Annotated in this window: 9 protein-coding genes and 1 pseudogene; 6 read left to right on the forward strand and 4 right to left on the reverse strand. The window is 69.6% G+C overall.

Going from position 1 to position 12,987, the window contains the following annotated elements:
• Nucleotides 1–250 precede the first annotated feature (250 nt).
• The 3 genes from KGA66_RS17565 to KGA66_RS17575 form a co-directional block, all read right to left on the reverse strand.
• Complete coding sequence (locus KGA66_RS17565; RefSeq protein ID WP_211469231.1) at nt 251–679, reverse strand: cellulose binding domain-containing protein; 429 nt, start codon at nt 677–679, stop codon at nt 251–253.
• A 448-nt stretch (nt 680–1,127) separates the two neighbouring features.
• Entirely contained in the window at nt 1,128–2,153 is a 1,026-nt protein-coding gene (locus KGA66_RS17570) for an acetylxylan esterase (protein WP_211469232.1), read from the reverse strand.
• Between the two features lie 84 nt (nt 2,154–2,237).
• Nucleotides 2,238–3,278: a LacI family DNA-binding transcriptional regulator gene (locus KGA66_RS17575; protein WP_211469233.1), complete on the reverse strand. Its 1,041-nt coding sequence runs from the start codon at nt 3,276–3,278 to the stop codon at nt 2,238–2,240.
• A gap of 429 nt (nt 3,279–3,707) precedes the next feature.
• Here KGA66_RS17575 and KGA66_RS17580 point away from each other — a divergent pair, with 429 nt between their 5' ends.
• The 5 genes from KGA66_RS17580 to KGA66_RS17600 all read left to right on the forward strand — a co-directional run bounded on the left by KGA66_RS17580 (nt 3,708) and on the right by KGA66_RS17600 (nt 9,954).
• A complete protein-coding gene (locus tag KGA66_RS17580) occupies nt 3,708–4,700 on the forward strand; it encodes an ABC transporter permease (RefSeq protein WP_211469234.1) in 993 nt (330 codons plus the stop codon).
• Nucleotides 4,701–4,708: 8 nt separating this feature from the next.
• Entirely contained in the window at nt 4,709–5,632 is a 924-nt protein-coding gene (locus KGA66_RS17585; protein WP_211469237.1) for a carbohydrate ABC transporter permease, read from the forward strand.
• A 271-nt stretch (nt 5,633–5,903) separates the two neighbouring features.
• Nucleotides 5,904–7,553 carry an ABC transporter substrate-binding protein gene (locus tag KGA66_RS17590; protein ID WP_211469238.1) on the forward strand — a complete coding sequence of 550 codons (1,650 nt, stop codon included), beginning with the start codon at nt 5,904–5,906 and terminating at the stop codon, nt 7,551–7,553.
• A gap of 53 nt (nt 7,554–7,606) precedes the next feature.
• Nucleotides 7,607–9,148, forward strand: a complete 1,542-nt coding sequence (locus tag KGA66_RS17595; protein WP_211469235.1) for a GH39 family glycosyl hydrolase — start codon at nt 7,607–7,609, stop codon at nt 9,146–9,148.
• On the forward strand, nt 9,145–9,954 hold the full coding sequence (locus KGA66_RS17600) for a hypothetical protein (RefSeq protein WP_211469236.1): 810 nt from the start codon (nt 9,145–9,147) through the stop codon (nt 9,952–9,954). Before KGA66_RS17595 ends, KGA66_RS17600 begins: the two co-directional genes overlap by 4 nt.
• Nucleotides 9,955–10,048: 94 nt before the next feature.
• On the opposite strand, the gene KGA66_RS17605 is transcribed toward KGA66_RS17600, so the two are convergent.
• On the reverse strand, nt 10,049–12,259 hold the full coding sequence (locus KGA66_RS17605; protein ID WP_211469239.1) for an alpha-glucuronidase: 2,211 nt from the start codon (nt 12,257–12,259) through the stop codon (nt 10,049–10,051).
• Nucleotides 12,260–12,668: 409 nt separating this feature from the next.
• Here KGA66_RS17605 and KGA66_RS17610 point away from each other — a divergent pair.
• Nucleotides 12,669–12,987 (forward strand): annotated as a pseudogene (locus KGA66_RS17610) (GDSL family lipase); the annotation flags it as partial.

The following is a 12,987-nucleotide window of genomic DNA, read 5'->3' on the forward strand; positions in this document are numbered from 1 at the left end:
ACGCCTTTTACCGCAATGCGGAGCGGTGTCTTCAATGTACCGGTTTATTAGCCTCGTGCCGGTATGGTGCACGCTAGGGGTAATGTTCGGCCAGGACTAAGGAGTATTACATACCGCGATGAAATGCAGTCCGGCGCGAATAATCCGGACAAACAAAAAGACACCGGGCCGTCCGGGATATTTTCCGGACGGCCCGGTGTCTATGGCGGCCTGAGAGTGTACGCGCGGCGGGCCGAGCGCCGCGCGGCGGTCAGACGTTCCAGGAGTACGACGAGCAGGCCACCCCGTCGAAGGTCACGTCGACCGGAGCCGGGTTGCCGGCGGTGAAGGTGCCCATGAAGTTCACGGTGAGTGAGCCGCTCTGCTGCATGGTCGCCGGGCTGTACGGACTGTTGGTGATGGTGACGTGCTCGCCGTACTGGACGATGTTCGCGTTCCAACTCGTCGTCACGTGCTGGCCGCTGGAGACGAAGTCGAAGCCCGCCGTCCAGCCCGAGGACGCGGTGGTCATCGCGAAGTCGACCGTCAGCTGGGCGCTGAACCCGCCCGACCACTGGCTGCTTACACTGTAGCTGTAGGTGCACGTGGGAATGGCTGCCGCCGCGGCCGTGCTCGGCGCCGCGACACTCACCCCGCCGAAGGCCAGCAAGGCGAGCGGCAACGTGCGACTGCGCTTCAACAGATCCTCCTTGCAACTGCCTGCCCTGAAAATCCACTCTCAGGGTTCGACCGTCCCGGGGCTCAGTCAAGCCGGGGCGCCGCCGGCGCCGGGACGCGCGGCGGATTCCTGCGGCAATCCGGTTATCGGCACTTACCGGGTGGGAAACTTTCACGCCGGTCCGGCTTATGTCGCAATGATCGAATTCGAATCGGAAGTTCCGCACAGCGCAGCAGCAGATAGCGCCGCGGTCCGCGCGCGCCCGAGCGGCCGGACGCGCGCTGGCCGGAACCCGTTGCGTGAAAGCCTTCAAGCCGCCGCCGGGCGCCGCGAGCGCGATGCGCGGCGTGGCGGCGTGGCGGCGTTCCGACGTTCCGGAGCCGGAGCCGGAGCCGGAGGCGGGCGGGCGGGTCGGGTCGGTCAGGCCGCCGGTACCGGTCGCGCGGCCGGCCGGACGCGTGTTATCCCATCAGGATCGGGCGGCGCCGGCCTGCCGCCGCGCGGCATGCGTCCGCGCGTTGAGCCACTCCAGCTGTCTGCGGACCTGGACCGCGTCCCCGCCCTCGTGGTGATTGAACGGATACACCTCGATCGTGCGCTCCACGCCCGCCTGGTTCCCGCCGGCCGCGCCGTACTGGTTGTAGGCCGCGAACACGGTGCTCGGCGGGCAGACGTTGTCGCGCAGACCCACCCCGAAATGCGCCGGAGCGTGCGCACGCCGCGCGAACGCGACCGCGTCCACGTAGGACAGGGTGCGGCGCACCGCGTCCTCGGCGTCTCGGCGCACCGCGAGGTAGTTCACGATCTCGCCGTACGGCGCCGCATCAGTGATCTGAATCGCGCGCTGGATGTGGCACAGCAGCGGCGCGGTGCACAGCAGGGCCGAAAGATCGGGGACCAGTCCCGCCACCGCGAGGGCCAGCCCGCCGCCCTGGCTGTTGCCCGCCGCGACCACCCGGGCGGGATCGACCCCGGGAAGGGAGCGGACCGCCTCGACCGCGCGCACGGCGTCGGTGATGAGCCTGCGGTAGTAGTAGTCCTCGGGTTCGAGGATGCCGCGGGTGATGGGCCAGTGCCCGCCGTGCGGGCTCGGATGCGGATCAGGGGTCTGGCCGCCGGCGCCGTACTGGTCGCCCTGCCCCCGGCAGTCCATCAGCAGGTGGGCATAGCCGGCGGCGGGCCAGGTCAGCCGCTCGTGCGGCAGGCCGCGGCCGCGGCCGTACCCCACGTACTCGACCACCGCGGGCAACGGCGCCTCGATCCCGGCCGGGCGGCTGTACCAGGCGCGGATCGGATCCGCGCCGAAACCGGCGAAGGTGACGTCCCAGCAGTCGACCAGCCGCAGGCCGTTGTGCGCCTCACGCAGCTCCAAGATCACCGGGCTGTTTCGCGCGTCCTTGACAGTGCGCTGCCAGAACGCGTCGAAGTCCGCCGGCTCCGGCACCGCGGGCGAGTACCGTTCCAGCTGTTCGAGCGGCAGATCGAACTGGGCCATGGGCGCTCCTTGCGGCGGGCGGGTCGGGCGGCCGGCACGCCGCGGGGTCGTCGGTGGGGCTCGAAACGTTCAAGCGGCCCGCGTTCACGTGGCGCGGGCGGGCGGCGCGGTGCTCTCGCGCACGACCAGTTCGGTCACCAGGTCCACCCGGCTGGTCGGCAGCGTCGCGCCGCGGGCGAGGTCGAGCAGCATGCGGGTCGCCGTCTCGGCCATGTCGCGCAGCGGCTGGTTGACCGTGGTCAGCGCCGGATCGCTCCAGGCCGCCACCGGCAGGTTGTCGTAGCCGATCACGGACAGCTGCCGGGGCACGTCGATGCCGAGCCGCCGGGCCGCCCGCAGCACGCCCATCGCCTGCATGTCCGAGCCGGCGAACACCGCGGTCGGCCGGTCCGGGCGCTGCAGCAGCCTGATTCCGTGTTCGTAGCCCGCGTCGACGTAGAAGGTGCCGTAGCGCACCAGATCCGGATCGACCGGCACACCGGCCTCGTCGTGCGCGAACCGGTAGCCGGCCACCCGGGCCCGGCTGCACAGCACGTCCCGGGGCCCGGCGACGATCGCGACCCGCCGGTGTCCGAGTTCGAGCAGGTGCCGGGTCGCCAGCAGGCCGCCGTTCCAGTTGTTCGACCCGACCGTCGGTACCGAGGCGGTGGTCGCGCTGTCGGTGTCCACGACCACGAACGGGATGCACTGGCGCCGCAGCTGCTGGCGCTGCGGCTGCGTCGGGCTGCACAGGACGAACAGCACGCCCAGCGGGCGCGCCGCGAGCACCGCGTCCAGCCACTGCTGCGGCGGATGGTGGCGCCCGCCCAGTTGCGAGAGCACGAAGTCGACGTTCGACGCGGCCGTCAGTGCCTCCACGCCGTGGATGATCGCCATCGCCCAGGCCGAGTCGAACTCGTGGAAGACCAGTCGGATCTGGCCTTCACCTGCGTCCGCGCAGCGCCGCCGGCGCCGCCGGTAGCGGTGCGACTCAAGGCTCGCCTCGACCCGCGCCCGGGTGGCGGGCGCGACGTCGGCGCGGCCGTTGAGCACCTTGGAGACGGTCGCGACGGACACGCCGACCTCGGCGGCGATGGTCGCGATCGTCGGGGAGCCGGAGCCGTCGTCCGCCTGGGAAGAGGTCATCGAAAAGTCACCTAGTGCCGCAAAAACTTTCGGTGAGCATAGCACTGATTCGAGCGCTGTACAGCGGGCCCCGTGAGACTTTCAAGGCGCCATGCGTGCGGCGGCTCAACTCCGGAAGTGCGGCGGGCCAAGGGGAAACTGCTGTTGGAAACCCTTGACACGGCTCGTAAGAGAGCCTAATTTACCGCAACACGCTGCTTTCAGTTCTCGCAAGTTTCAGATGATCACGAGCTCGGCCGCTCGGTCGCGACGCGCCGGGTCAGCGCCGCGGCGAAGGGAAGGCATGGGAAGTCAGGGGTCTGCCGACACGGGCCGGCGCCGCGCCGCCGCGCGCCGGCGGCCGTGCGGGCGCCCGTGCGACGCGGCCGCCGCCGGGTCCGCGCGTGCCGAGACACACGACCACGCCGACCCCGGAGGCCGGAGGATGAGATGAGCACACCGAGGACCTTGGACGCGCCGCCGGGTACCCGGGACACCCAGGTGCGCCGGCCCGGCCGCGGGCACCGGCCCCGGCGGCAACGACTGACCTGGCGCCGCGCAGTGCGCCGGGACTGGCGTCTCTACACGCTGGTGATCGCGCCGCTGGTGTTCTTCGCGGTCTTCCGCTATCTGCCGATGATCGGCAACGTCATCGCCTTCCGGCGCTACGAACCGGGCGGGAACCTGTTCGGCGAGGAATGGGTCGGCCTGCACTACTTCCAGCTGTTCATCCACGATCCGACGTTCTGGCAGGTGTTCACCAATACCCTGATCCTCGGCGGGCTGACGCTGTTGTTCACCTTTCCGGCGCCGATCATCCTCGCCCTGCTGCTCAACGAGGTGCGCGCGAGCGGTCTCAAGCGGTTCGTGCAGTCGATCTCCTACCTGCCGCACTTCCTTTCCATCGTGGTGGTCGCCGCGATCATCATGCAGCTGCTGTCCGACAACGGCGTGGTGAACCAGGGGCTGCACGCGGTCGGCCACGCGCCGATCACCTTCCTCCAGCAGCCGGGCTGGTTCCGGCAGATCTACGTCTCCTCGGAGGTCTGGCAGACCGTCGGCTGGGGCACCATCCTCTACCTGGCCGCGCTGACCACCATCGACGGCCAGCTCTACGAACAGGCCCGGATCGACGGGGCCAACCGGTGGCAGCAGACCTGGCACGTGACCCTTCCCGGCATCCGGCCGACCATGATGACCCTGCTGATCCTGAACATCGGCACGTTCATGGCGGTCGGCTTCGAGAAGATCCTGCTGCTCTACAACCCGCTGACCTACCCGACCGCCGACGTCATCTCGACCTACCTCTACCGGGTCGGCGTGGTCTCGGGCAGCTTCAGCTACGCCGCGGCCATCGGGCTTTTCGACTCCGTGATCGGGCTGGTGCTGGTCGTCTCGGCGAACTACCTCTCCCGGCGCCTGGTGGGAGCGAGCCTGTGGTAAACATCAGTATGCTGCGACCAGAGCGCAAGGCCGCCCCGGGCGCGCCGCCGGCGCGGGTGCGCATCCGGCCCGGCCGCGGCTACCGGGTCTTCCAGGTCGTCAACGCCCTGGTTCTCACGGGCGTCGTCGTGGTCACGCTGTACCCGTTCATCAATATCCTGGCTCAGTCGTTCAGCTCCGAGCACGCCATCGAGACCGGGCGGGTCAACCTCATCCCGCACGGGTTGAACCTCACCACCTACAAGACGGTGATGTCGGACTCGATGTTCTGGAGGAACTACCGCAACACCGTGGAGTACACCGCGGCGGCCACCTTCGTCTCGATGGTGCTGACCACCTGCTACGCCTACGTGCTGTCCAAGAAGCAGGTCAAGGGCCGCGGCGTGCTGATCGGGATCGCGGTGTTCACCATGTTCTTCAACGGCGGCCTGATCCCCAACTACGTGCTGGTCAGCCAGCTCGGGCTGCGCAACTCGATCTGGGCGATCGTGCTGCCGAACGCGATCAACGTGTTCAACCTGCTGGTGATGAAGGCGTTCTTCGAGAGCCTGCCGGGCGAACTGGAGGAGGCGGCCGCGGTCGACGGCCTGAGCACGTACGGCATTTTGTGGCGGATCGTGCTGCCGCTGTCCAAGGCCGTGCTGGCCACGATGATCCTGTTCTACGCGGTCACTTACTGGAACTCCTGGTTCTCCGCGTTCCTGTACATGGACCGCTCGGAACTGTTCCCGGTGACCGTGTACCTGCGCAACATCATCGCCGGCGCCACCGTCGGCGCGGACAACGGCACCGCCGGCGACACCGCGCTGCAGATCGCGGCCAACATCCAGGCGGTGACCATCGTGCTCACCGTCATCCCGATCCTGACCGTCTACCCGTTCATCCAAAGGTATTTCGTCTCAGGCGTGATGCTCGGCGCGGTCAAGGGCTAGGCCGTGTTCGAGAAGTATCGCCGGGGCCGCGACGCCTGCCACGCACGCTCGCTGCGTTGGCGAAGCACCCACATACGACCCACTGCGTTGATTGAACACCGCGGGGGTGCTCCGCCGCCTTGCGATCGCACGCGCCAGACGACGCGGCCTGATCCGACGCTACTTCTCAAACACGGCCTGGCTCGCACCAATCCACCACACCGCACAACCGTCTCCCACGGACAAAGGAGTCTCAGTGAACGCAGCGTCCTCGATGAACGCACCGTCCTCGATGAACGCACTGACCCGGCGGAAGATACTCACCGCGGCGGCGGGCATCGCCACTGTGGCCGTCGCCGGCTGCGGCGGCGGCGGCAGTTCGAAGACGAACAGCGACCTGTCGGGCAACCGCGTCGGCGCCATGGACAAGTTCGGCGTCGGGGATCAGTTCAAGGCCACCGCGCCGATCACCTTCCCGATCATGGTGCTGAGCAATCCCGGTTACCCGTACGACGCGAAGTGGCTGTTCTGGTCGGAGTTGACCAAGCGGACGAATATCTCGTTCCAGCCGACCGTGGTCCCGCTCAGTGACTACAACCAGAAGCGCAGCGTCATGGTCGGCGCGGGCAACGCCCCGACGATCATCCCCAAGACCTACCACCCGGCGGAGGAGGCGTTCATCGCCGGCGGCGCGATCCTGCCGGTGAGCGACTACCTCGACCTGATGCCGAACTTCAAGGACAAGGTCGCCAAGTGGAACCTGCAGGGCGACCTGGACCAGCTGCGCCAGGCGGACGGCAAGTTCTACCTGCTGCCCGGCCTGCACCAGGACGTCTGGGCGGACTACTCGATCGCCGTGCGCACCGACGTGCTGCAGAAACTGGGCCTGTCCACGCCGCAGACCTGGGACGACGTGCACAGCATGCTGACCGCGATGAAGGCCGCCCACCCGAATCAGTACCCGCTCTCGGACCGGTGGAGCAGCACTCCGCCGGGGCCCGGAGCCAACAGCCTGCTCTCCGTTCTCGGCACCGCGTACAACACCCAGGCCGGCTGGACCTACCAGCACAGCACCTGGGACGCGAACGCGGGCAAGTTCGTCTACACCGGCGCGATGGACCAGTACAAGCAGATGGTCCAGTATCTGCACACGCTGGTCAGCGAGAAGCTGATGGATCCGGAGAGCTTCACCCAGAGCGACGACCAGGCCAAGCAGAAGTTCGCCACCGGCCAGTCGTTCGTGATCAGCGCCAACGCGCAGGAGGTGATCAACAGCTACCGCAAGGGCATCGCCTCGATCCCGGGCGCGAGCGTCGCGAAGATCCCGGTGCCGATCGGCCCGGCCGGCGCGGTCAAGGTGGGCGTGCGCACCGAGAACGGCGTGATGATCTCCTCGAAGGCCCGCAACAGCAAGAACTTCGTCGCGATGATGCAGTTCATCGACTGGCTGTGGTACTCCGACGCCGGCGAGCTGTTCGCCAAGTGGGGCATCGAGGGCACCACGTACACCGGCAGCGTCGAGGACGGGACCTTCAAGCTGGCGCCCGACGTCACCTGGGCCGGCCTCAACCCCAAGGGCACCAAGAACCTCCAGGTCGCGTACGGGTTCTTCAACGGGGTGTTCGCCTACGGCGGCAGCACCAAGCTGCTGGACTCGCAGTTCCCGACGGAGGAGCTGGCGTTCCAGAACGTGATGAACAGCCGCCGCACGCTGCCGCTGCCGCCGCCGCATCCGCTCAGCGCCACCGACCGCGAGCAGGCGACGCTGTGGGAGACCACGCTGCTGGACTACGTCAACCAGCAGACCCTCCAGTTCATCCTCGGCCGCCGGCCGCTGAGCCAGTGGGACCAGTACGTCTCCGAACTCAAGGCCCGCAACGCGCAGCAGTACATCGATATGATCAACAAGGCGTATCAGGACTACAAGCAGAAGCACGGCTGAGCCCGGCGGAAAGTCCGCTCAACCGCCCGCACCGCACCGCACTGAGGAGCACCGTGCCCGACCCGATCGTCGTCCCGGACCAAGCCTCCGGCCGGCTGGCCGATTCCTGGCGGTACTGCGTCGGGACCGGCCGGTTCGACCTCGGCCTGCGCCGCGACTACCAGGACTCGCTCGCGCTGATCCAGCGCGAGATCGGGTTCCGGCGCATCCGCGGGCACGGTCTGCTCAGCGACGGCGCCGGCGTGTATCAGCCCTACGAGTATCAGGGTTCGAAATCGGCGCGGTACTCGTTCACGTACGTCGACCAGGTGATCGACGCCTACCTCGGCCTGGGCATCGCGCCGTTCGTGGAACTGGGCTTCATGCCGGCCGCCCTGGCCTCCGGTGAGCACAGCGTGTTCTGGTGGCGCGGCAACGTGACGCCGCCGAGCGACCACCGCGAGTGGGCCGCGCTGGTGCGCGCGACGGTGGCGCACCTGGTCGACCGGTACGGGCTCGACCAGGTGCGCGGCTGGCCGATCGAGGTGTGGAACGAGCCGAATCTCAAGGACTTCTGGCTGGGCGCCGACCAGGACGCCTACCACCGGCTCTACGAGGTCACCGCGCACGCCGTCAAGGACGTGGACGCATCGCTCAAGGTCGGCGGCCCGGCCCTGTCTCCCGGCGCGGACGAGTGGTTCGAGCCCTTCGCGCGGTTCGTCACGGACCGCGCCGTGCCGGTGGACTTCGTCAGCAGGCACGCATACACCTCGGGTCCCGCGCAGCACGTGCCGTTCGGCGTGTACCAGACGCTGGAGCCGCCGTCCGCGCTGCTGGAGCAGTTCGCCGCGCCGCGCGAGCACCTGCGCGGCACCGCCCTGGCGCAGCTGCCGGTGCACATCACCGAGTTCAACTCCTCCTATCGGCCGGACAACCCGGTGCACGACACGGCGTTCCACGCCGCGTACCTGGCGCCGGTGCTGGCCGCGGGCGGCGAGCTGGTGGATTCCTTCTCGTACTGGACCTTCTGCGACGTGTTCGAGGAGACCGGCGTGCCGACCGCGTTGTTCCACGGCGGGTTCGGCCTGCTGGCGCACCGGCAGATCAAGAAGCCCGCCTTCCACGTCTACGCCTTCATGGCCCGCATGGGCGAGCAGATCCTCGCGCGCGGCCAGGACCACCTGGTCACCCGCGCCGCGGACGGCCGCGTCACGGTGCTCGCCTGGGCGCCCGTGGACGTCACCGGGGCGCACCCCGTGGCGGACCGGCACCGCCTGGCCCTGTCGATCCCGCTGGCGCGATCGGACGCGCGCACGGCCTTCGTACTGCGTTCCTCGGTCGATGAGCAGGACGGGAACGCCTGGCGCGCGTGGTGCGAGATGGGCCGCCCGGCGAGCCCGCGTCCCCGGCAACTGGAGATCCTGCGCGAGGCGGCCGAGCCGTCGCGCAGGCACTGGGCCGCGCCGCTCGCGGCCGGGCGCGTGCATCTCGACCTGACCCTCGCGCGCCACGAGGTGACCTTGGTCGAGATCGCCGCCGTACACGACGAGACCCCGCCGTGGTGGGACGAGCGGCGCCTGACGGGACTGGCAGTCGGCGACCAGGAGGAACGGTGAGATCGAGTTCGGCGGCGGGCGAGCGCGCCGCCGGGATCGCGACCGGGACCGGGACCCGGGCCCGGGCCGGTGTCGGCGGTGTCGGTGTCGGGGGCGGTGTCAGCGGCGGTGCCGGTGCCGGTGTCAGTGCTCGCACCCGGCGGGAGTTCGGCGAGGGGCCGCTCGCGCGCGCTTCCGCGCTGATCTACAGCCTGTTGGTGATCGAACTGCTGCTGCTGGTCACGACGCTGCCGGGCCTGATCCCGCTGGTGCTGCTCGACCGGGACGCGAGCAACGCGCCGCTCGCGGTCGCCTGCGCCCTCCCGCTCGGACCGGCGCTGTCCGCCGCGCTGTTCGCGTTGCGGCAGCACAAGGGCGACCTGACCGACCTGAAGCCCGCGGCGGCGTTCCGGCGCGGATACCGGCTCAACGCCGGGGGAGCGCTGCGCGTGTGGATCCCGTGGCTGGCGCTGATGGCGGTCCTCGCGGTGAACCTCTCGCACCCGAAGGCGGCGGCGGTCCCCGGATGGTGGTCCGCGCTGCTGGTCGCCTTCGCCGCCGTGGCGACCCTGTGGGTGGCCAACGCCCTGGTGATCACCTCGCTGTTCGCCTTCCGCCCGATCGACGTCGCCCGCCTGGCCGCCTACTTCCTCGGCCGCACCAAGAGCGTGACGGTCGGCAACGTCTGCCTGCTGATCTGCGCGGGTACCCTGGTCCGCTACGCCTCGGAGGCGGTGCTCGCCCTGTTCGGCGTGCTGTTCGCCGCGTTCCTGCTGCGCAATGCCCGGGCGATGATCGCCCTGGTCACCGAGGAGTTCACCGCGTGAGCCCGGCGCCCGCCGGCGGGCTGCCCTTCGGCGGGGAAGTCGACAGCGGCCAGCGCATCGTCCTCGATCCGCGCGGTGTCATGGTTCTGCGTCTTCAGAAGAAGATGCGGCGGCAGCGGCAGCGGCAGTGGCTTGCGCCGTTCTCATCCGGGCGGCGTTCCTCGGCACAGCACGCACCGGTGTCGGCGCAGCGCTGATATGAGATCCCGGACTTGCGGTGGAAGTAGGTGTTGATCTGGTCGCGCCACTCCCGCGCGCAGCGCAGTTGCTCGTCGAGCCGGTCGCGCACCCGCGCGAAGAGGTCCCGGTCCACCAGGCCGTCGGCCTCGATCTGCTCCCACGCGAGCCGCATGCGCGCCACGCGCTCGACCCCTGAGAAGTGTGTGTCGTAGATGTGCTGGATGACGGTCGATCCGTTGTGCAGCAGGTGCGTGTACGGCACATGGTGGAAGAACAGCAGCAATTCATCAGGGCACTGATCGAGCGATTCGTATGTGTCCGACCAGGGCTTCGGGTACTGGCCGGTGAAGCCGGTCCCGGTGGCCCGCGTGCGGTCCACGCCCAGGCCGTCGCGGTCCGCGAAGTGGTACGTGCCCCACGAGGTGTATTCGTACCCGTCCACGTCGGGGCCGTAGTGGTGCCCGGGGCGGACCATGAAGCCGACTCCCAGCGGCGCGGTGTACTGCTCGTAGGTCCGCCAGGACTCGTCCATCATCGCGTGCAGCGTGCCGCGCAGGCGTTCGCCGGCCTCGGACTGAGCCGACGAGCAGCCCGGGAACGTCAGCGTGATCCATTCGTCGAGCACCGCGATCGGGTCGAGCCGCGGATCCCAGGCGAGCCGGCCGAAGGCGTACAGGTTCGCCTGCGCAAGGGGATGGCCGGTCCAGAACCGGTCGGCCCCGGCGTTGGACACCGCGACCAGGGCGCCGCCCGACGCCGCGGCGACCTCGGCGACCGTGCGCCCGTCCGGTCCCCACGGCCGGAACCCGAGCACCTCGCTCCACAGCGGACCCAGGTAGCACACGTGCCACTGCTGCCCGGTGTACTCCTGCGTCGCCTGGAACTCCACCGCGAGACGGGTGGCGGGCATCGCCGCCAGCACCGGCGAGACCGGTTCCCGGGCCTGGAAGTCCATCGGGCCGTACTTGGCCTGGAGTACCGCGTTCTGCCGGAACAGCCCGTCCAGCGGGGTGAAATGGTCGTAGGCCGCGCGGGCGCGGTCGGTCGACCGGTCGCGCCAGTCCTGCCGGTGGTCGTAGACGAAGGCGCGCCAGTGCACGGTGCCACCGAACGGCGCCAGCGCCTCGGCCAGCAGGTTCGCTCCCTCGGCGTGGCTGCGCCCGTACCCGAACGGTCCAGGTTGCCCCTCGGAGTCGGCCTTGACCACGTAGCCGCCGAAATCAGGGATCGAGGCGTATACCCGCCGCGTCGTCTCGGCCCACCAGGAGCGCACCGCCTCGTCCAGCGGATCCGCGGTCGGCAGGCCGCCGAGCGCCACCGGCGAGGCGAAGTTCACCGAAAGGTGCACGCGGATCCCGTACGGGCGCAACAGGTCCGCTATCGCGGCGACATCGCCGAGCCGATCGGTGAGCAGCCGGGTCTCGGTCGCGTGCACGTTGACGTTGTTCACCGCGACGGCGTTGATCCCGCACGCGGCCAGCAGCCGGGCGTACGCGCGCACGCGGTCGTGGTCGCCGCGCGCGACGCCGTCCCGCCAGAAGATCGACCCGCCCGAGTAGCCGCGTTCCACCTGGCGCGTCACCGGATGCACATCGACGTTGTCCCAGTGATCGAGCATCCGCTCGCGCAGTGCCGGCTCGTGGCGCTGCGCGGCGAAAGCGTCCGCGAAGGCCGCCTCGCCGAGCCGCACCACATGGAAGAACCCGTACAGCAGCCCGGCCGGCTCGTCGGCGAGCACCACGGTGACACCGCCGCGGCGAGCCAGCGCGTAACCCTCGGCGCCGAGCGTGCCGTCCCGCTCGATCCCTGCCGCCGCCCAGGACGGCGCGGCGGCGCGGCCGAGCGCGAGGATCAGGTCGAAGGCTCCGTCGCCCGGGGTGCCGTCTCCGGATCCGCCGTCGCCCGGGACGCTGTCCGCGGGAGCGCGGTCTCCGTGTGCCTGATGCCGCACGCTGCCGCCATGCCTCTCGCAGGCCGCTTCCGCCTCGCGGACAACCGTCTCGACGAGCGTGCCGCCGCCGCGTACCAGTACCCGGCGCGCGCCGAGCGCCCGAAAACTTTCGGAAGGCAGCCAGGCGTCGTGCACCTCGTCGGCTGGATCGGAAGTGGTCACCGGTTTCCCCAGGAGTGCGCCCGGGCCGTCATGTCGGCCGTTCAAACGGTGAATCTACCCGATCATGACGGCAGGTCCACCCCCCGTCGATCTTTGGAAACTTTCGCCAGGTTGCCGAGAGAAGACGCAGCGGGGCCGGCGTAGATCGGCGGGCGGCCGGGCGCGGCCGGCGGGCAGGTCACCCGCATCCCGACCGTGACATCAACAGCGCATGCTCCTCCGGGCGCAGCCGGGCGGACGGGCCGCCGGCGCCGGCGCCGGCCCGGATTCCGTTGCGGGCGCCCATGCCTGTGTGCACACTGCGCCTATCGCCAATCAGGGCAGCGGACGTGACGCTGTGTTAGCGCTAACAAACGCGCGCCGCGGTCGCACCCGCCCGGCCCGCAACACCAACGACCGAACTCAACGAAGAGGATCGCGTATGCGCACACGTAGACAGTGGCTGGCCGCGGCCGCTCTGGTTCCGGCGCTGGCCGTCGCCACGTTGACCGCGGGCGCCGCGATGCGCGCGAACGTCGCCCTGGCCGAGTCCAACGGCGGCGTGCGGGTCATGCCGCTGGGTGACTCGATCACCGACGGCAACCAGACCCCGGGCGGCTACCGCATCGGCCTCTGGCAGCGGTTCGTCTCGGCCGGGTACAAGGTCGACTTCGTCGGGTCGCTGTTCAACGGCCCGTCCACGCTCGGCGATCACGACCACGAGGGCCACTCCGGCTGGCGTATCGACCAGATCGACGCGA

The sequence above is a fragment of the Actinocrinis puniceicyclus genome, assembly GCF_018283645.1.
Taxonomy (GTDB): Bacteria; Actinomycetota; Actinomycetes; order Streptomycetales; family Catenulisporaceae; genus Actinocrinis; species Actinocrinis puniceicyclus.

Excerpts from the sequence above, each read along its gene's own strand:
- KGA66_RS17570 (WP_211469232.1), bottom strand. The coding sequence starts at position 2,153 with ATGGCCCAGTTCGATCTGCCGCTCGAACAGCTGGAACGGTACTCGCCC.
- KGA66_RS17575 (WP_211469233.1), bottom strand. The coding sequence starts at position 3,278 with ATGACCTCTTCCCAGGCGGACGACGGCTCCGGCTCCCCGACGATCGCG.
- KGA66_RS17580 (WP_211469234.1), top strand. The coding sequence starts at position 3,708 with ATGAGCACACCGAGGACCTTGGACGCGCCGCCGGGTACCCGGGACACC.
- KGA66_RS17585 (WP_211469237.1), top strand. The coding sequence starts at position 4,709 with ATGCTGCGACCAGAGCGCAAGGCCGCCCCGGGCGCGCCGCCGGCGCGG.
- KGA66_RS17590 (WP_211469238.1), top strand. The coding sequence starts at position 5,904 with ATGAACGCACTGACCCGGCGGAAGATACTCACCGCGGCGGCGGGCATC.